The sequence below is a fragment of the Solibacillus sp. FSL R5-0449 genome (assembly GCF_037975215.1).
GTDB lineage: Bacteria > Bacillota > Bacilli > Bacillales_A > Planococcaceae > Solibacillus.
The window spans coordinates 570,121-590,501 of sequence record NZ_CP150239.1; the positions used below are offsets into that span (position 1 = coordinate 570,121).

Here is a 20,381-nt window from a genome sequence, read left to right on the forward strand (position 1 = left end):
TGCTTTTTTTAGTGCTTTTCACTTTATATTTTTACCATTTTAAACCATTATAAAGGAAAATCCTTCCCACAATATTGGTGTAATTCAACACTGTATATGATAAAATAACTAAGATAGACATATATAGAATCGTATGCATGTTCAAATGGGCGGAAGGAGAATAAAGAAACATGTTTTCTAAAGATATTGGGATTGATTTAGGTACTGCAAATGTGCTGATTCATTTAAAGGGCAAAGGAATTGTTCTGAATGAGCCTTCTGTAGTAGCGATCGATAAAAAAACAAATAAAGTACTGGCAGTCGGTGAAGAGGCGCGTCAAATGGTGGGACGTACACCAGGTAATATTATCGCAATTCGTCCATTGAAAGATGGGGTAATTGCAGATTTCGATGTAACAGAAGCGATGTTAAAACATTTTATCAATAAATTGGACGTTAAAGGTTTCTTATCAAAGCCGCGTATTTTAATCTGCTGTCCGACAAATATTACTTCGGTTGAGCAAAAAGCAATTCGTGAAGCAGCTGAAAAATCAGGCGGTAAAAAAGTTTATTTAGAAGAAGAGCCAAAAGTGGCAGCAATCGGCGCAGGTATGGATATTTTCCAGCCAAGCGGTAATATGGTCGTTGATATCGGTGGAGGTACAACGGATGTTGCAGTATTATCGATGGGTGATATCGTAACGAGCGAATCGATTAAAGTTGCCGGAGATGTATTCGATAATGATATATTGCAATACATAAAGAAAGAATACAAGCTGTTGATCGGCGAACGTACAGCAGAAAATATTAAAACAACAATCGGTACAGTATTCCCTGGTGGACGCGATGATACGATGGAAATCCGCGGTCGTGATATGGTTACGGGATTACCGAGAACAATTGAAATCAATTCAGAAGAGATTGAGCATGCATTGCGTGAATCGGTTAGTATGATTGTACAGGCAGCAAAAGATGTCCTGGAAAAAACGCCACCTGAATTATCGGCCGACATTATCGATCGGGGCGTTATTTTAACAGGCGGCGGCGCATTACTTCATGGCATCGATCAGCTGTTAATCGAAGAGCTGAAAGTACCTGTATTTGTTGCAGAAAACCCAATGGACTGTGTGGCAGTTGGGACTGGAATTATGCTGGACAATATCGATCGCGCGGTAAATAAATAAATAAATAAATTATATTACTTATAATTATCAGTTTTTGGTCGATAAATGATAAATACAGCATAAATAGAGGTGAATTGAGTGTTTAAAGGTTTTTATACAGTAGCTACAGGAATGGTTGCACAACAACGTAAAACTGAAATTTTAACGAATAATATGGCCAATGCCAATACACCTGGTTTTAAATCAGATCAAACGACAATTCGTTCTTTTCCGGATATGTTGATGTCGGCAGTGAATTCGACATCAATTCCGACTGAAAACGGGTTTACAGTAAAGAATCTTAATCCGGTTGGTGCAGTGAATGCGGGGGTTTATTTACAGGAAACAATGCCAAACCAAGCGCAAGGTCAGATTTATTCAACCGGCTTAAATACAGATATTGCACTGATCAATAGTTCGATGCCTACTGACGAAACATCGGGAAATTCAGGCCAGATTTTCTTCCGCTTAGAAAATGAATCCGGAACAGAGAGCTATACACGTAACGGGAATTTCACGCTGGACGGGCAGGGGAACTTAGTAAATCCTCAAGGATTATTCGTATTGGATGCGAACGGGGAACGTCTGCAATTTGATAACGACAATATTCGCATCAGTTCGGACGGGGCGATTTTTGACGGGAATGATGTGCAGATCGGAACATTGGGTGTCGCATTTTCCGAAAACCCGGACGTACTTGTAAAGCGTGATAATGGATTATTTAATACATTGGATGGTGCCGATCTACCGTCAGCCTATGGACAGGCAAATGTACAGTTTTCGATGCAGCAGCAATATTTAGAAGGCTCCAACGTCGATGCCTCTAGAGCAATGACAGATCTATTAACTGCATACCGCGCATTTGAAGCAAACCAAAAAGTGCTGCAGGCTTACGATAAGAGCATGGAAAAAGCAGTGAATGAAATTGGACGAGTTAATTAATTACTTGCATTAGAAGGACTATAAAAAAACGAGTTGATTGGAATGAAGAGAAGGCTACTCCACCGGGAACAAGCCCGTGGGAGAGACTACAGGCTCGAGCCGGGCCCGGGGAAAGCGTCCGAATCGGAATGGAAATCAACTCATTCCTATAGCGATTATTTTCATTAACTGTCGAATTTTCGTATAATTAAGGAGGTGCGGGAAATGTTACGTACAATGGTTAGTGCGACAAATACATTATCTCAAATACAGCATCAGTTGGACACAATCAGTACAAATATCGCAAACAGCAATACTACAGGCTATAAAGCACAGCAGGCAAATTTTACGGAAATGCTGTATCAGCAATTTAATAATGACGAATTAGACCGCACTGTCCGTGATACACCAGTAGGCATTCGTTACGGTGCCGGTGCACAGATCGGATTAATCCAATCCAATCAGGCACAAGGCTCATTGCAGGAAACAAACCGCGATTTAGACTTTGCCTTAACAAAAAAGAACCAATATTTTAATGTGTTAATGCAAAATGATCAAGGCGACGTGCGAACTGCATACACGCGTAACGGTAGCTTTTATGTAACACAGACTCAACCTGGCATCCTTTCACTCGTGAATAGTGACGGATATCAAGTAGCAGATGCAAATGGACAGCCAATTACATTCCCGGATAATGTAACAGGCTTTACGATGGATTCGGATGGTTCATTGGTGGCAAACTATGAAAATGGCACACCGCTAAAGTTCCAGCTTGGGATTTCTGAACTGCAAAAACCAAACGTAATGGAAAAACTGCAAGGCGGGACATATATTGGCTTGCCGGAAAATCTGGATGCACTTGGCTTCACGCAAGCGCAAGTACTGACAGATCTGCAAGGTGCCAATCGTCAAGTGGGCATTCAAAAAGGAGCACTTGAGATGTCGAATGTAGATGTATCTAAAGAGATGACAAATTTAATTCAAGCACAGCGTTCATATCAATTTAATACACGTGCGATTACAATTGCAGACCAAATGCTTGGGTTAATTAACGGTATTCGCTAAACGTGCGACATTGTTAAGGAGAAGTTTTATGACGAATGAGTTAGAAACACAGACGGAGCAAAATGAGCCTGCAGCCAAAAAGACGAGACGTCGCGTAAAGAATGTTTCGGAGCAGACGACAGATCAGCCTGTCGGTAAGGTCCGGCTTCGACTGATTCCTATCTGGCTACGAATCATAATCGTAATTCTATTATTTTTAGTAGCGGTAGTTGTAGGACTCGTTATTGGTTACAGCGTTTTAGGGGACGGCGCAGCATCCGATGTTTTAAAGTGGGAAACATGGCAGCATCTTCTCGATATTATAAATGGTAAGGAGTAGAGGGATTGTCGGGAAGCCATTTCCGAGCAATCCCTTTACAACGAATAAGCAAAAAAATTTAGTTTACTGAATTGGATTGGAGCAAAAGCCTGCTGAAATTCCAGGCTCTTTCTCCAATATTTGCAGCGCTTTACCAAAACATACATAAAAATAAATGAATATCTACATAATATTAAAGAGGAAACAAGGGGGATTTTTTTAATGTTAAACGCAGAGCAAATTCAAAATATATTACCACATCGCTATCCATTTCTATTAGTTGATCGCATTCTTGAAATCGAAGAAGGAAAGCGCGCACTTGGATTGAAAAATGTATCGATCAACGAAGAATTCTTTAATGGACATTTCCCTGGCTATCCAGTAATGCCGGGAGTCCTCATTGTCGAGGCACTTGCGCAAGTTGGCGGTGTTGCATTATTAAATGCACCTGAATATAAAGGACGTCTAGTATTTTTAACAGGGATTGATAGTTGCCGTTTCAAGCGTCAAGTCGTACCGGGTGATCAGTTGAAGCTTGAAGTGGAATTTTTGAAATTGCGCGGACAAATGGGGAAAGGCCGCGGTACTGCAACAGTAGATGGCGAGCTAGTTTGTGAATGCGAGATTTTATTTGCAATTGGTCCTGTTCAGCCAAAATAAGGCAATTTGCAATTGGAACTCAAAGATTATAAAATATAAAAGTTGAAGTAAATCTTTAACTTCTTTAAGCAGAAGTCTCCCAATGAGATAAGATAGGTGTGGGACGATTGCCAGTGTTCACCTTTTATGGGTTTTCATTTGCCTGTAAACAATGAGCGAAGTTTGGCTTTAAACGTAGGAGGTTTAAAATAGATGTATAAACAACTGTCTTCAGGCGTAAAAATTAGTATTACACGATCAATATCGACGTCGTTTGAAGCTTATTTAGCAAGCATTGGTTGGGATGAAGAAAAATTTTCAATGGAAGACTATATGGCAAGCTGGCAAAAATATTTTAAAGAAAATGCCGCTTGGATTGATAAAATACCGGCAGACATTTTACTGAGCCCTGAATTTCATGAAGAAATTGCTAAGAAAATGGATGAAGTCATTGCTAAAATTTTAAGCGAAGAGCCAACAGAAAAGCAAAAGCAGGAAATTGCGGAATTACAGAAACAATTAGGCACAAATTACAAATTCGACTGCAAAGCTGAAGCCGCTTATGTTGAACAGCTCTTAAAAGATAAATTGAAATAAACCCTATTTTTTTCTAGGATAGATCCTTCTTTTCCCGGGCACTATATGTACGATCACTCGAAGTGATTGACTCATGATTGCATATGGGAAAGGAGGGAATTTTTTATGCGAAAATCAGCACTACTTGTCGCACTTTCGCTTGGCTCACTGTTATTTCTCTCAGCGTGTAATACAAATGACAACGCAGGGGATGACAATCTAGGGAACGATGTCGAAAACGGTGTTAACGATGTAATGGACGACACACGTGACGTTATCGACGACACGGTAGATACAGTCGATCCAGACGGCCAAAGTGGTCAAAACGGCAACAACGGGAACGTAAATGAGGGCACGATTCAAGACTCAAATGTCCCGGATGGTTCAAGCGGTCCGAATGGTGACAATGGCGCAACAGCACCAGGCGCTCCTTCAGTAAACCAAGAAGATATCATCGAAGACCGTGCAGACCGAAAAGATAAAGACAAAGTGGATAATCACTAGTCGAAAGAAGAAATCAGTGTTCACTTAATGTGGGCACTGGTTTTTTTTGGTGCGCTGTGCTGGGATCGGGGGATATTCGCCACTTTCAAGCTGTTATTCGTCAATAAAGAATGGATAATCGTCAATTCTGGTAGGATAATCGCCAATATAATTTTTTTATATCCAATTTGATTTTTTAATCGCCAATTATCGCAAGCGTTTTCTTTTCCACTCAGAAATATCTTCAGGAATAATATAATACGTCCCTTTTTTCGTACCATGGCGCTTCAAACCGAGTCGCACTAAAATTTTAGAAGCAGATTGTAAACTGTGGATTCCAAAGAACTCACGGAATTGTTTATTGGTAATTTTGCCGCTAATTAAAATCCGATAATGGTCTAATGTTTCGAAAAGAACATCCCGACTTTTAGCCCCACAAACAACGCATGTAAACGTTCCGTAATGATAATTCATAACGTTTTCATAATCACACTGTCTACAAAGAACGCCTTTCTTTAATCTGTCCAAACTAATGGAGCGTCGAGGGGGTAGGGCCTGATAAAGTCGATTCAGTTTAGCAACGATCAGACTCATATTTGCATTGGAATTTGCAGGATTACGGTATAGGTTTTCAATAAAGTTTGGGACGCCGCTAATGTGAAAAATCGGAAACTTCTCCAATGATTCATCTAAAATAGCGTGCTGGTTTGCGATTACAACGGCAAAATACACTGGGATAGTGATCTGCCATTTTCGCAAATATTGTTCCAAAAATAGCTGATGCCGGTAAACCTGATCAAGGGGGTTGCGGAAGTTTTCACGTTTTTCGTTGTGGATGCGATAAAATTCATGCTGCGCGGATTTATAAAATAAAACACCGGACAGCAGTTTTACTTCAAAAATTACGATAAATAAAGGTGTCACTAAAATAGCGTCTATCTGATGGGAAAAGCCATTATCATTCATGCACTCAAAATTGTAGAAGATATGATGATCAGTTTTGAAGTAAAAATCGGATAGAGCTTGCTTCAATCTGTTTTCACCGAAAAATCCAGCCTCCAAGCGTTGAAACTCTTGCTGGATTGCACTAGCTTCCATATCATCAGACAAAATCCTTTTAGCTAATACTTCTATATAAAGATGATGCTTCGACTTCTGCATTACTTCACCTCCACCTAGAATATACGATGCAAGGTGAGGAAAGACAAATGCGCTCAAAAAGGTAATTTTAGAAAAAATTACGCATCAAATTTACCCTCCTAAAATTAAATTTAGTACAAAAAACTACTTTCCGCCCTCTTCATTATTTTTCTGTAATGAAGGACGATTGCGCATCCCTTGGTCAAATGCCTCAAGTAATTCATCATTTCTCAATCCATCTTCAAGCAGCTGTGCCAATAACAGCTCGGCATACTTTTTACGCTGTGCTTTTAAGCGGCCTTTGATAAGGACCGATATTTTATCTCCGACTTTTGTGATCGAATGTACAACAACGGCAAATGGGGCAGGCTCATTGTCCGGCAGCGAGATAATGGCACGCGCATCCAGCACTTCACCGGAAGTAACAAAGCTTTGAAAGAAATCGTAATATGTATCTGCAGTAAACAATTCTAAAATCCACATTTTATGGCTATTTTCCTGATTGATAATAATACCGTCTATTAAAGAAATTTCTTTGACTTCATCATTAAGTAATAAATCAAAAGCAAGCATTTTAAAGGTTTTCACTTATAAATCCCTCCTCAATTTTCTTATGTAAAAGTATAACATACAAAAAATGTGAAACTGCCAATTTAAGCAAATTGTAATATTATCTACAAGTCCATTTACATCAGCATTCTCATTAAAATGAATGAAATACCCTATAGGCGAAAAAGTATTTTTGGAGCAATATTTTGCGCGGAAAACTCAAATTCGTGTTTTGCCAAAAAGGGCAGGGTTCGACTATGCTTTAGTTAATTTCCGAAAGAAGGGAGGTCAATGAATGAATCATGTTGGTCTTGTAGGACGAACGACAAAAGATTTGGAGCTCAGGCACTTATCTGAAGGAAGGGTTCTGGCATACTTTAGCATTGCTACTAACCGTCCTTTCAAAAACAGTGAAGGGAAGGTTGATGCGGACTTCGTGCAATGTGTCGCATGGGGGAGGACCGCTGAATTGATGGCAAAATACTGCGGGAAGGGCTCGCTCGTCGGTATTAAAGGGCGCCTGCAGTCGAGGACATATGTAAATCGTGAAAACCAGAAAGTATACACGATGGAAGTCCAAACAGAGGAAGTGCAGTTTTATGCATTAAAAGCCCCTGGTGATGCAGATAAACTCCAGACAGCGCCCCCGATTGCCGAAGATTTCGTGCTCCCAGAACAAGAAATCAAACTCGTCCACCAACCGTAAACTTTCCCGTCTCCAATAAAAAAATTCTACGGGAGGTGAAACGCCCAAATCTGCTGTCTGACCGCGCAGTAGTAATCATTCTTTCTCACAATCCTATAATAACTGAATAAAGTAGTGAAGTAAGCATAAAAAAGAGTCTACTTCATGGCGTAAAAGTAGACTCTTTTCAAATTATTTTATATTGGCCGTATCCAGAACGAGTAAATCCATCAGTTCTGTATCATCAAGTTCAGTCAACCATTTACTTGATTGAATCAATTCTTCGGATAGTGCTGATTTCATTGCAATCATTTTATCGATTTTTTCTTCGATCGTACCAATCGTTACAAATTTATGCACCTGGACAAATTGTGTTTGTCCGATGCGGTATGCCCGGTCTGTTGCCTGATTTTCGACTGCCGGATTCCACCAGCGATCGGCATGGAGCACATGTGTAGCTGCTGTTAAGTTAAGACCTGTTCCGCCAGCTTTAAGCGACAGTAAAAATACAGGGAATTCGCCTGCCTGGAATTGGTCGACTAAATTGTCACGCTGATTTTTTGGCATACTTCCTGTTAAAAACGGAACATCAACATTATAAAGCTCTGTCAAACAATGCTGAATTAAATTCCCCATTCCGATATACTGTGTAAAAATTAAGCATTGTTCGCCATTATCGATAATTTCCTTTGTCATTTCAATAATGCGCTTTAGCTTTACAGAACGGGAAACCATTGCATTGGCATCTTCAAAAGGTTCTTTTAAAAACAGGGCAGGGTGATTGCACAGCTGTTTTAATTTGTTCAGCATTTTTAAAATACGTCCCTTTTTCTCGAAGCCAGTGAGCTCTTCAAGAGTCGCTAAAGTATCTTGAATATACCCTTCATAATGTGCCGCCTGCTCAGGAGTAAGAGCACAAAATTCAAGGGATTCCTGTTTGTCAGGCAAATTCAGCTGAAGCTCGGGATCGCGCTTTGAACGGCGCAGCAGGAACGGACGAATTTTCATACGTAAAACACGCTTATGGGATTCCGACTCTTCACGTTCAATCGGTGTAATAAAGTTTTCCGTAAATCTTGTGAAGCTTCCTAAATAGCCTTTATGGATAAAATCAAAAATGGCCCATAGCTCGGAAAGACGGTTTTCAACAGGTGTTCCTGTTAATGCAATATGATGTTCGCCTTTTAATTTCCGAATTGCGCGGGACTGCAATGTTTGCATATTTTTTATATTCTGTGCCTCATCCAATGCGACCGTTGCCCAGTCGATAAGCTGTAAGTCATCTGCATCCTGAGTAACCGTACCGTATGTCGAAAGGATAACATGCGGACGCTGTGTTGCGATAAAGCTCGTCAAATCATCACCTTTTAAACGACGCGGCCCGTAATGTGTATAAACCTCCAAATCGGGAGCAAAACGTGCAAGTTCCTTTTGCCAGTTGCCGACAACCGATGTCGGACACACGATTAAAGTCGGTTTATCGATTTGCAGATCTGTAACAGTATGGAGCATATACGTAATAAGCTGAACAGTTTTACCAAGTCCCATATCATCTGCCAGACAGGCTCCGAATTTCTGGTCACGCATGAAAACAAGCCATTCAAAACCTTCTTGCTGGTACGGACGCAGCTCGGCATGAAGCTTTGCAGGTACCGCGACTTTCGGCAGACCTTTTTTATTTTGCAGCTGTTCGATATACGTCTCCAGGGATTGTTGCATCTCAAACGCAAATAACGGGTCATCGCGCTCGGCATCATCATCCAGATCATCTTCTATGGGTGCTGTTAACGTTTCAGGCAGTTCACGGAATAGTAAATCCCGTACTGTCCAATTTTCTTCTTTTGCCTGTTCCATCAGTGCACGCATTTCATTGAGCCATTCTGCATCAATACGGAACCATTCCGTGCCGATACGCACAAATTCACGCTTTTCATCAACGAGTTTCTGGAAGGCTTCAGCGGAGATTTCCTCGCCATTCATCGAGAACTGCCATTTGAATGTCAAAATATCATCAAGTCCTGCAACACTGCGGGCTGACTGGTTATTGGCGCTGACACGTACACGCATTTTCGATTGGCGAAGCTCTTTCAGCCATGCCGGTAAAATTACATCAAAGCCTAAAGCCTGTAATTTAGTAAGCTCTAGGCGTAAAAATTCACGTACTTCCTGATCATTGAATTGTGTATGAATAAACTGCGCACTTTCAGCATTTAATTGAATTAAATCAACTATTTGTTTTTGCAGCTCTTCAATGTCATTAGCTATCGCACTCCATTTTTTCGGCAGTGCATCCAATATCGGCAATTTCAGTTTTGATGAAGCAGGAGTCCAATGTTTTGCGGCATTCGGACTGATCAGCACCGTTTCCAACAACCAGTTCTCCTCATTTTCTTCTGGTTCACTTAAACGCAGTGCCACCTTTACACCATCAAATACATGGGAAGTTTGCATCGGCCAGCCGCCATTTTGGAAAAACGGAATGAGTGCAAGCGTATCTTCTTTAGATAGTCCAGCATCCATCAGTTTTTGTTCAACTGCATGCTGTAATAGATCATTGGCAAATGAAAAGCCTTCTTCTGTTACATTTGCCTGCTGCCAAAGCTTTGGGTCATTCCATAGCGGCAAAGTCGTTTGGATTGTCTGAAAGTGATTCACGGTTTCGTCATCATATGCAGCGAAATCCAAAAACGGATGTCGGTTTGCAGGTGACAGAACATCCAGTAAATGAGATGCCGATATGATTAAATCACGTTCTTCCAATGAACTGTGCAGCCCGTAAAAGCTTTGCTCAAATTTGAAAAAGAAAGAAGGAATCCAATTGGCTGTCGGTAAAATTAAATCATTTTTATTGTACGCCGTAGCGCGGAAGTAACCGGGACGCAGCTCGGAAAGCTTTATTCGAAAGACTTGTAGAAAGGGTAGCTTCGTATTAAATAAATATTGCATTGTATCGTTGCGCAGTTAACGCAATGTCACCTCCTATTAGCAAAATACATAATCTAGATGAGTAAATTGCTTTTATTTATCTCTTCTTGCAGTGCACGCAAACGTTTGTACTGCTGCTGCACGGCTTCAATATATGCTGTAAAATAGTCGAGCTTCCCGGCTTTTTTAGAAGCCGATTTCATGGCACGCCAAATGCGGACTGCCTGTTTGTAATTTTGCCGTGATTTCTGCTGAATTTCTTCCATCGCATAGAAATGGTAAAGAGGGAGCGCAATTTCAGGTGACTGTGCGACAACGTCCTTTAAACCGCATTGATCCAAATAAGGAATCGATGAAGGATATAGCTGATGCAGTGCTATCCACTCGTCCAAACGATTTTGGCGCAGCAAATAGTTTGAAAATGACTCAATACCGTAACGCCCAAAAGAAGAGTACAGGGCGAGTTCCTCACTATCGCTTAGTTGAATTTGACCGTATAGTTGATCGAGCTTACGCGTAAATTTCTGACGACGTATCGGCAATAAGTTATCCTGCACAAACGTCTGTAAAAATGGAAGGGCCTTTTTTAAAATAACGGTTGCCTCATCAACAAAGTTTTTCTGTAAGGCATATTGGGCTATTTCGATAAACCCTTCCACATTTTCTTCATTCATCATTTCGACTGCTTGTTCCAGTTGTGACGGTGAACTTAATAAAATATAAAAAATGGATTTTACTACATTCAATTCGATGTCTGTGTTGCTATCATCACTTTTTTCCAAAAGGGCCAGTTCATTTTGTAAGCGTTTTGGTTCATTAAATAGTTTTGTCCAAAATTGCAAATACAATGACAGGCGGAATGCTGTTGCGCCTTTTTCTATAAAAAGAATCTCATGGACATTTTTCTGAATCGCATCAAAAAATGGTTCGGTTGCGAACAGTCTTGTTGTTTTACTTAATGCATCAATCGATCGCTGAATGCGGCTTAACGTATTTTCCAAAAAGAACTGAACATAATGATGACTCAGATCTGTTTTCGTTTTGGCTGCATGTAACAGGAAATGTTTTGAAACAGCGATATCCATATACAAGTTGAACAGCTCCTGCCATTCCTGCTCATAAGGGCGATGGCGCTGCAGTTTCGTACGGATATTTTCTATTAACCCGGATAACGTATAAGGCTCCAGTGGCTGCGGACCTTTCATTGCGTAATTAAGCACTTCGTCAGCCATCATCTGCCAGTTTTCCGGACTTCGCTCTGATGCCAATGACTGAAGCGGAATGGATCTTTTAGAACGCCAAATAGAAAGCCATTGCTGCAGTGAAATAAAATACTGTGACAGCTTTAAAATAACCGCAAGCTGATGTCGGCACAGCTCCTTTTTAGGGCAGCTGCAGCTAATCTGCTGTTCCGGAAAATTAATCGTCACTTCCGCAGTATTGACATCCTGGATCTGGCAAACGAGTATTTGACTGAATCTTGAATAGTGCGGCGGCTTGATTGCCTGATTACGGACAGAGAACATGGCGCGTGTCACTAATTCTGCATCTTCATTTGCTGAAGGGAGAAGCTGTTCTTCAAAGGCTTGTAATGTATGTTGTATAAAATCTTTATGTGCATGGGCAATCTCAGAAAAAGATAAACTCAAAACGGATTTTCCCCCTAATAGTTAATTACATTGGAAATTTTAACTCCCATCACATGAAGGGAGAAAAAAAGTCGTTCCTTCCATTATAATACGAATCCGGACAAATCGGTAATATGAAGAGACATTGTATAAATTTTTTAAGCGAATAGCAATTTTTAAAAGGTTTGAAATGTGGAAACTGTGGGGAAACTATAAGCAACAGAGAAAATGATTTAATATTCAAGAACACCTGAACGATTGCATCCATATGATAAATGAAATTAGGTCTTATGACTCGGATAAATGCCAATAAAAATAAGTGAAGGAGGAATTCCCATGATTCAAGTACAATTTATGAAGCCTTTTTATACAAAAATGACGGGCACGAAATTACGCTTAGTCTTTGCTTATCAATACTTTTCCATTACAAAAGATGAGGAAGTCTTTCATTTCATCCCGATTGAAGGGAAAGAAATGATCATTGATTTAAACTCACTGCAAGTTGAAAACTTATCGGAAGTTTTTGTATTCCAGCGCGGCAATCGTTTCGTACGTCTCCCGCTGTATCAGCTTTTACTCGTATCAAATGTACACGAGTATTTAATGCCGATTATTGAAAATGTATCAACAAATGTAACACCGATGAAAAATGAAACGTCACCGGTATTCGATGAAGAAGTGGAAGGGATTGTGCGTGCTTTAGAAGAAAACAATTTATCCCGTCTCATCGATGAAGCGCTCGAATCACGTGATGAAGCTTTATTCCACAATTTAATTGCGGAAAAGGAACGATTAACTGGAGGCTATGCATCGTGATTGCCCATTTAAACTAAACCCTGTTAGCTGATTTTAGCTAATGGGGTTTTTGTTTATTACCGTTCATTTCTCATCAATTAGTATAACAATCCCTTTCAAAGGCAAAATTAATAGGAAAGCTTTCAACAAACTGCTTGAAAAAGAAAAACTATTTCACAGAGCGAGCAGAAAGTTGTATACTGTAATGCAGGACTAATTTTCAAGCATTTACAGGCAACCATTTGAACAACCATTCCGTCCTATAATAAAACGGAACTTTGAAATTGTATTAAATGAAGTTATTTAATTAATTGATAACGAATGCAGGCAAAATGCGTGAAACAAATTAAACAATAATCAAACAATGAGATATAGCTTTTTTGAAAGTAAAAGGAGAAACGATCATGACAAAATCAATCTGTGTCGTTGGCTTAGGATACATCGGTTTACCAACGGCAGTAATGTTCGCAAATCACGGCGTAAAAGTACATGGTGTTGATGTGAATCCAGCAGCTGTGAAAAGTATTCAGGATAAACAATTACATATTGAGGAGAACGGCTTACAGGAGCGCCTGAACAAAGCAGTCGATGAAGGTCTTTTAACGGCATCAACAACACCTGTCACTTCGGACGTGTATATTGTTGCGGTACCATCACCAATTAATCCGGACAATACAGCGAATTTAGAATATGTTCGTCAAGCAACAGCTTCAATCGTACCTTTCGTGAAAAAAGGCGATTTAGTTATTCTGGAATCAACAGTACCACCAAAAACAGTGGAAAATATAATGCTTCCTGAATTAGTGAAATCTGGTCTAGAAATCGGGACAGAACTATATGTTGCCCATTCTCCGGAACGTGTTATTCCAGGGCGTATTTTCGAGGAACTTGTTAACAATGACCGTATTGTTGGCGGGATTTCACAAAAATCAGCAGAGCTTACAAAAGAACTGTACGAAACATTTGTAAAAGGGACAATCCATTTAACAGATGCAACAACAGCTGAATTAGTAAAAGTAATGGAAAACACATACCGTGACGTGAACATTGCGTTTGCAAACGAATTAGCTAAAATGGCAGAAAAATTAGATGTGAACATTTGGGAAGCGATTAAATTTGCGAACTATCACCCCCGTGTAAACGTCCATTTCCCAGGACCTGGTGTAGGCGGTCACTGTATCGCAGTCGATCCTTGGTTCTTAGTTGAGCTAGGCGGGGAACAAGCTCAAATCATTCATTTGTCACGTAAAACGAATGATTCAATGCCAAGCTTCACAGCACAAAAAACACAGGCAATTTTAAACAAAAACGGTATTGCAGGCGCAACAGTTGCTGCATTAGGTTTAGCTTTTAAAGGAAATGTGGATGATATGCGTGAAAGCCCATCAACAATCGTGATCGATGAGTTGGAGAAACTAGGCTTAACGGTCGTTTCACATGACCCACACATTAAGCAAAACAAACATAAAACGCAAACTCAAAGCATGCAGGAAGCATTGGAGCAAGCGGATATTTTAGTATTCCTGACAGACCACAAAGAATTTAAAGAGCTGGATCCGTCAACATTAAACGCGAAAAGCAAAATTGTATTCGATACGAAGAACTGCCTAAACCGTGAAGTATGGGAAAAAGCAGGCTTCCAGTTCCACTTACTTGGAGATGCGAAGAACTAATATTGTAAATTTGGCAGTGCGTCTAAACGTACTGCCTACTGTTTTTTATCTTCATTCAACAGGCGTTCAAAATCCCTGTTGAATGAAGATAAGCCCCAGGCGGATATCACAGATTTTTTAAAGAATGTTTTTTGAGTGGACTCAAAAAAATCTGGACGTAATTACGCCGAGGCGTAATTGATTGATGGAATATTAGAAGGGAAGACCATATATGAAAGAAACCGTACTCGGTATTCAAGTAAATACTGAAAGCTATGATGAATTACTTCCGAAAGTATTTGATCAAATCGAGAAACAGCAAAAATCGTTAATCGTAGCTATTAACCCGGAAAAAATTATTAAAGCAAAAGAAGATCCGGCACTAAAAACTCTTCTTAACAACGCGGAGTTTCAAATTCCGGATGGCATCGGGGTAATTTTGGCTTCAAAAATCCAGAAGGGTCAAATTACATCGCGTGTAACGGGAGTCGATATGATGCTGCGTCTATGTGAGGAAGCATCTCAGCGTAAAAAGCCTATTTTCCTTTATGGCGGGAAGCCGGGAATCGCAGATCAGGCCGCTAAGAAATTACAAGAACTTTACCCATCTATCCAAATTGCCGGTACTCAGGACGGCTATGAAAAGGATAATCAAAAGGTCGTAGATAAAATTAATGAAGCGAAACCGGATTTACTGTTTGTTGCGATGGGGTCGCCAAAGCAGGAAAACTGGATTAATGCGAACCGTGATCAGCTTCACCCGACAATTTATCAAGGGGTAGGTGGTTCTTTTGATGTATTGGCAGGCAATGTGAAAAGAGCACCAGAAGTTTTCCAGAAAGTGGGGATGGAATGGTTTTACCGTTTAATGAAGGAACCGCACCGGATAAAACGCCAAATCGCCTTGCCATTATTCTTGTTGGAAGTAGCACGTGGAACGAAAAACAACAAGTAAAAGAAAAAAAATAGTGTAATCTTTGTAATATTTGATTGTTTATTTGTAATGTTAATGATACACTAAATTCAGTAGTGAGATTTCCTCTACGATATATATTAAATTTTAACTTTTCCCTGCAAGGAAAAACTCGGTTGGTAGCCCGAGAAAAAGGCTTTAGCATATAAATGCTAAAGCCTTTTTCTTTTTTTATTTTTGTCGAATTTTAGCGAACCGGTTCTATTAATTCGTATCATACATACACTAACCAGGTAGGAAAAAAATCGGTTACATAAATAATAATTATATTACAAAAGTAATACATTAGTAATATATGTAACTTTAAAATTATGTTTAAACCATTGGTATTATTACAATTTATAACCATTTGTTTGTCTATCAAATTCAAATCAAACCATTAATTACCACATTTTATAGTTATATTTAAATAACAATTGGAATTTATTGGTGAAGAAAATGTTGTCTTTATGAGTATATGTGTGTCATAATTAAAGAAATTTTAAGTTATCTGAATATATTTACGTATTAATCTCTTTAATGCCTTACAAAACAGGTTAAATGTGGTTTAAATGGTAAAAAAAGATTGACATAGTAAATGTATACTAATAGAATTTATGTGTAGTTAGTTTTTCTGCACATTTTTCGTGTGGGTAACTAAAATATTATTTTCACTTATGAGGAGGAAATTTTTCAATGGCTAACCAACCAAAGAAATACACAAAATTCGTAGCAACAGCTGCGACAGCTACATTAGTAGCATCTGCAATCGTACCAGTTGCATCTGCTGCATCACTATCTGACATCTCAGGTAACACACACGAAGAGGCGATCAACGCATTAGTTGATGCTGGCGTAATTAACGGTTACCCAGATGGCACTTTCAAGCCTAACAAAGAATTAACTCGTTCTGACGTTGTTAAATTATTAGGTAAATACTTAGAAGCAGAAGGTTATGCACCAGCTTCTACTTGGAAAACTAGCCCAGCTTTCGCTGACTTAAAAACAACTTCTAACGAAGAGTTATTAAAATATGCTTCAGTAGTTAAAGAAGCAGGCGTTTTCGTAGGTTCTCACGGTAACTTATTACCAGGTGATTTAATCACTCGTGAAAACATGGCATTAACTTTAGTGCGTATGGTTAACACTTTAAAAGACCTTAGCTTAGAAGAATTCGTTGCTGATCAAGATTTCACTGGTGATGTAAAAGATACTAACCAAGCAAAAGCAGAAGCTCGTTCTGCAATCGCTGTATTAGACTTCTTTGATATTACAAACCCAGCAGTATCTAACTTCAATCCAAAAGGAAACACTACTCGTGGTCAATTTGCTACTTTCTTATACAAAACAGCAAACACTGACTTCGGTAAAGCTCCATCAAATGAAGCTTCTGAAGTAGTACCAGAAAAATTAGAGTTAGTGGAAAGATCAGTTCAATCAAATGATGGTGAATTTGTTACATTAAAAGTTAAAGTTACTACAAAAGCTGGGGAATCTGCAGCTAATATTCCAGTAACTATTACTATCGATCCAGGTAATGACCAACTATTAACTCCACAAATTAAAGAAGAAGTTCTGACTGATGCTGAAGGATTCGCTACTTATACTTATACTCGTGAATATTCAAAATCATTTGAAGATACAGTAGTAGCATATTCATCTGTTAAATCTACAGTAAGAACAACTGGCGTAGTTTACTGGAATCAATCAGTAGCTATTAAAGACGTAACTGAAAAAACTGAATTAGCTAATGGTGAGCAAAAAGTTTATCAAATTACTGGTGAAGAAAATGCTCAGTATTATGTAACGTTTAAGGAAAATTTAAATGTTACACCTGATAAAGCTGTTAATGCTAAAGTGTTAGGTTTAGGCGGTTTCGTTGGCGGTATTGCAACTAATAAAGTAGAATCTTTATATGAGTTCACAACTGGCGGACATAATGTAGCACTTGTTACATTAGATGAAAATGGTAAAGCTAATATTGTAATTACAGGAACAGATGCATCTGTTACACCTGTAGTTTATGCTTCTGGTGGTACTCGTAAGTCTCCAGTATCAACTGCTAAAAAGTATAGTGCGTCAGCTTTACAAGCACAAGGTACAACAGCTAAATTTACTGCAGAAGCTTTATATGACTTAACAATTCAAGCAGAAGGTAAACAAGAATCTGCTTACCGTGTTTCCACTCCATCAACTTTAACTTCAACATCTGAAATTGGTGGTCGTGATTACGTAGTTACTTTAAAAGATAAAGCGGGTAAAGTATTACCGAATACAGAAGTTAAAGTAGGATTCAGTAAAAATACTGGTACTTCAACTCCAACGGATGTAGTTGTATATGCAAATAAAACGGCACAAACTGTTACATCAGATAGCGGTTACGTAACAGTAAAAACAGATAAAGATGGTAAGGCTAAATTTACTGTAACAGGTTTATTAAATGGTTATGCAACACCTGTAGCATTTATTGGGGATTCTTTAACTGATAATAAAATTTCTAAAACTGGTGAAATTACTTACTTCCGTTCTGTATATTCAAATGAATATACAAGTGCATTAAAAGTTACTGATTCAGAAGGTAATGAAATCACAAAAGCTGGTCAAGGAAACGATGTTAACTTCACTTATCAGTTATCTGATCAAAATGGTAAGCCACGTTCTTATACATCACCAGTTGGCACACCATCGGAATTAAGAAATACACCGGTTACATTTACAGTTCGTGCAGGGTCTACACCAGTTACAGTAACAGTACCAGCGACAACAAATGTAGTATCAGGTCAAGCTAGAACTGTTGTAATCCCAGCATTTGAAACAAAAGAAATTTCAACAATTTTATTAGATGGCTCTGTTAATACAGCAATTCAATTAACAACAGTTAATCCTTCAGAAGTAACTGTAACTGCAACACCTACAAACTCTGGTTTATCTGGATTAACATCAATCAGTAAATCAATTGAATTTATTTCTGGCGCAGCTACTCCAACATTTACTGTTAATGCAAATGTTGTAAATAATGTTACGACAACAGTCGATTCTGTTACATTAACATTTAGTGAAGCTGTTTCTACAAATGAAATCATTGTTACTGGCTTTAATGGTGGAACAACATCAGTAAGTCCAACAGCTGATAACAAAGTTTTAAATGTATACTTCTATGGTACAAAGTTATCTGCTACACCTAATAATACATTCTCAATTTCTTATAAAGGTAAAACTTATAATTTTGAGTATAATGTAACTAATGGTGCAGTTAGACTAATTTCTACTAACTAATAATCTTTAGTATTCGAATTAAATTTATTGATTTTTGAATAGAGCTGCACTCTAATTGTTAGGGATATCTAATGATTAGAGTAGCAGCTTTTTTATGCGCTGTTAATGTATTCTGGTTCTATAATTATCATTTAGATATTCAAACAATTTCATAATAAAAAAGCACAAAATCACACTTTTTTATATACTTGAATTGTCGAGAAACAAGCAATAGAAAGGTGATTTGTGCTGTATGAATTTTAACATGAATATTCCAAGATTAAAAGGTGTAGATATTACAAGAGTTGGAGATGGGTATGACGATTTCGTTTGAAATGCCGCTTCGTGTGCATCAATGTCCCGCATGGGAACAACGGACAACGAAAGAGCACGACTGTCGCATTCAAAAGATTAAGCATTAAAAATCGTAGGGTAGTAAATTCTTACAAAATCCGTCGTTAAAACGAATCTAAGGAAGATTAAAGAGGAATTATTCTAATTTTATAAGCAAGTTGAATAATTTGGAATACTAGTATTCAAGCGTCACATCCTGACCTTTTGAATTGGCAAACAGAAATCCTAAACAGTTTTTCATTTGGCTATTCTAATGGCTTTTTAGAAAGCATTAATAATAAAACAAAAGTGATGAAACGGGAGGCTTATGGAATCAGACATTTCCATCACTTTAAAGCAAAGATTTTATTAAATTTAAAGTGTAAAAATATAGGTGGTCATGTTGGATGAAATAAGTTTAGAAAAGATTTCACCCCAACATTTGACTTAGAACCAAAAAAAGAGATCGAAAAATAGTTGAATTCACTTTCAAAATTTGATCTAGAGGTGCAGTAATCAAATAAAGACAGTCAACACTTTTAGAGGAATTACAGTGGTTTGACATTATAATTTTGCTCTTTTAAATCACTACCTGCCGTTTGCGTTAGGTAAAATATTTTTAGTCATAAGACATGAATGAGAAGTAATTTATAAAGGGTTCATGCTTCATTTTGTGACAAAGGGTGAGTTGCTTTATCGCCTTAAAATAGAAGAATATACCCATAAATCTCAAATCACCTTAAGCCAATATAAAGTGAAGATTTGATTATTTTTAACGATATAATTTATATAGGTAATGGACCAACTTGAAGCTAATTTATTGTTTCAGAATATTATTAATTTATAGGTAAAAACTACGGGTTATTTTAACTTCAAATAAGAACCCAAAGTAATGGAGGGAATCGATGGGAAACAAAGGTATTACAACGGCTACTCTAGACCATTTACTGGGCAGACTGGAAGTTGTACATATGGATGGCGTTAATTATCGAAAAAAAGTTGCCGGTAGCTTTAAAGAAAAAAAGGAAAAGGGTATCTTAGCGTAAAGTGTAAAAAACTGCTTGAAGATTGCACTTAATTATATTGAAATTTACCAATAAAGTGAATCGTGTATTAAGTATTCTTGCTTGTAAAGTAAATATGAAAATGATAGAAAGTGAGTAGGGCAAAAAAAAATTATTTTTTGGTCTCAGATTTGAGTTATCGAAAGCTTAGGTAGATCGTTCGTTAGATAGATTTATCAAGCTCAGACAAAATCATATAAGATTCAAAGGATCCATTAAGTAAATGTAGGGTAAAGGGTGACAATAATTTGTTCTACCGGAATATGTATATATAATTGT

At 38.2% G+C, this 20,381-nt stretch carries 17 protein-coding genes and 1 pseudogene; 14 read left to right on the forward strand and 4 right to left on the reverse strand.

What is annotated here, in order from left to right; translation table 11 throughout:
• Positions 1–170: 170 nt before the first annotated feature.
• The 7 genes from MKY27_RS02855 (at position 171) to MKY27_RS02885 (ending at position 5,145) form a co-directional block, all read left to right on the forward strand.
• Positions 171–1,163, forward strand: a complete 993-nt coding sequence (locus MKY27_RS02855) for a rod shape-determining protein (protein ID WP_339197527.1) — start codon at positions 171–173, stop codon at positions 1,161–1,163.
• A 78-nt stretch (positions 1,164–1,241) separates the two neighbouring features.
• Positions 1,242–2,084 (forward strand): flagellar hook-basal body protein, encoded by an 843-nt coding sequence (locus tag MKY27_RS02860; RefSeq protein ID WP_339197530.1) that lies wholly within the window; start codon positions 1,242–1,244, stop codon positions 2,082–2,084.
• A gap of 204 nt (positions 2,085–2,288) precedes the next feature.
• The gene (locus MKY27_RS02865; protein ID WP_339197533.1) at positions 2,289–3,128 is read left to right on the forward strand and encodes a flagellar hook-basal body protein; all 840 of its coding nucleotides are present in this window, start codon (positions 2,289–2,291) and stop codon (positions 3,126–3,128) included.
• 28 nt (positions 3,129–3,156) lie between these two features.
• A complete protein-coding gene (locus MKY27_RS02870) occupies positions 3,157–3,447 on the forward strand; it encodes a DNA-directed RNA polymerase subunit beta (RefSeq protein WP_339197535.1) in 291 nt (96 codons plus the stop codon).
• A gap of 201 nt (positions 3,448–3,648) precedes the next feature.
• The gene (gene fabZ / locus MKY27_RS02875) at positions 3,649–4,086 is read left to right on the forward strand and encodes a 3-hydroxyacyl-ACP dehydratase FabZ (protein WP_079524660.1); all 438 of its coding nucleotides are present in this window, start codon (positions 3,649–3,651) and stop codon (positions 4,084–4,086) included.
• Between the two features lie 192 nt (positions 4,087–4,278).
• Positions 4,279–4,662, forward strand: coding sequence for a hypothetical protein (locus tag MKY27_RS02880; RefSeq protein WP_339197539.1), 384 nt, complete (start codon positions 4,279–4,281; stop codon positions 4,660–4,662).
• A gap of 105 nt (positions 4,663–4,767) precedes the next feature.
• Positions 4,768–5,145, forward strand: a complete 378-nt coding sequence (locus tag MKY27_RS02885; RefSeq protein WP_339175156.1) for a hypothetical protein — start codon at positions 4,768–4,770, stop codon at positions 5,143–5,145.
• A 186-nt stretch (positions 5,146–5,331) separates the two neighbouring features.
• Here the strand turns inward: MKY27_RS02885 and MKY27_RS02890 are convergent, their stop codons facing one another.
• Together MKY27_RS02890 and MKY27_RS02895 are read right to left on the reverse strand one after the other, a co-directional pair.
• The gene (locus MKY27_RS02890) at positions 5,332–6,285 is read right to left on the reverse strand and encodes a nuclease-related domain-containing protein (RefSeq protein ID WP_339197542.1); all 954 of its coding nucleotides are present in this window, start codon (positions 6,283–6,285) and stop codon (positions 5,332–5,334) included.
• Positions 6,286–6,408: 123 nt separating this feature from the next.
• The gene (locus MKY27_RS02895) at positions 6,409–6,852 is read right to left on the reverse strand and encodes a YwpF family protein (RefSeq protein ID WP_339175159.1); all 444 of its coding nucleotides are present in this window, start codon (positions 6,850–6,852) and stop codon (positions 6,409–6,411) included.
• A 256-nt stretch (positions 6,853–7,108) separates the two neighbouring features.
• Between MKY27_RS02895 and MKY27_RS02900 the strand changes: the two genes are divergently transcribed.
• The gene (locus tag MKY27_RS02900) at positions 7,109–7,519 is read left to right on the forward strand and encodes a single-stranded DNA-binding protein (protein ID WP_339197543.1); all 411 of its coding nucleotides are present in this window, start codon (positions 7,109–7,111) and stop codon (positions 7,517–7,519) included.
• A 171-nt stretch (positions 7,520–7,690) separates the two neighbouring features.
• Here the strand turns inward: MKY27_RS02900 and MKY27_RS02905 are convergent, their stop codons facing one another.
• Both MKY27_RS02905 and MKY27_RS02910 read right to left on the reverse strand, forming a co-directional pair.
• Complete coding sequence (locus tag MKY27_RS02905) at positions 7,691–10,444, reverse strand: DEAD/DEAH box helicase (RefSeq protein ID WP_339197546.1); 2,754 nt, start codon at positions 10,442–10,444, stop codon at positions 7,691–7,693.
• A 53-nt stretch (positions 10,445–10,497) separates the two neighbouring features.
• A complete protein-coding gene (locus tag MKY27_RS02910) occupies positions 10,498–12,072 on the reverse strand; it encodes an SWIM zinc finger family protein (protein ID WP_339197549.1) in 1,575 nt (524 codons plus the stop codon).
• A gap of 315 nt (positions 12,073–12,387) precedes the next feature.
• On the opposite strand from MKY27_RS02910, the gene MKY27_RS02915 reads away from it, so the two are divergent.
• The 6 genes and pseudogenes from MKY27_RS02915 (at position 12,388) to MKY27_RS02940 (ending at position 20,084) form a co-directional block, all read left to right on the forward strand.
• Positions 12,388–12,867 (forward strand): IDEAL domain-containing protein, encoded by a 480-nt coding sequence (locus MKY27_RS02915; protein ID WP_339197551.1) that lies wholly within the window; start codon positions 12,388–12,390, stop codon positions 12,865–12,867.
• Positions 12,868–13,250: 383 nt separating this feature from the next.
• Positions 13,251–14,519 carry a nucleotide sugar dehydrogenase gene (locus MKY27_RS02920; protein WP_339197554.1) on the forward strand — a complete coding sequence of 423 codons (1,269 nt, stop codon included), beginning with the start codon at positions 13,251–13,253 and terminating at the stop codon, positions 14,517–14,519.
• A 211-nt stretch (positions 14,520–14,730) separates the two neighbouring features.
• Complete coding sequence (locus tag MKY27_RS02925; protein ID WP_339197556.1) at positions 14,731–15,453, forward strand: WecB/TagA/CpsF family glycosyltransferase; 723 nt, start codon at positions 14,731–14,733, stop codon at positions 15,451–15,453.
• Positions 15,454–16,146: 693 nt separating this feature from the next.
• A complete protein-coding gene (locus tag MKY27_RS02930; protein ID WP_339197559.1) occupies positions 16,147–18,726 on the forward strand; it encodes an S-layer homology domain-containing protein in 2,580 nt (859 codons plus the stop codon).
• Positions 18,727–19,246: 520 nt separating this feature from the next.
• Positions 19,247–19,449, forward strand: a pseudogene (locus MKY27_RS02935) (transposase); the annotation flags it as partial.
• A gap of 494 nt (positions 19,450–19,943) precedes the next feature.
• On the forward strand, positions 19,944–20,084 hold the full coding sequence (locus MKY27_RS02940; RefSeq protein WP_339197561.1) for a hypothetical protein: 141 nt from the start codon (positions 19,944–19,946) through the stop codon (positions 20,082–20,084).
• The last annotated feature ends 297 nt before the right edge of the window (positions 20,085–20,381 follow it).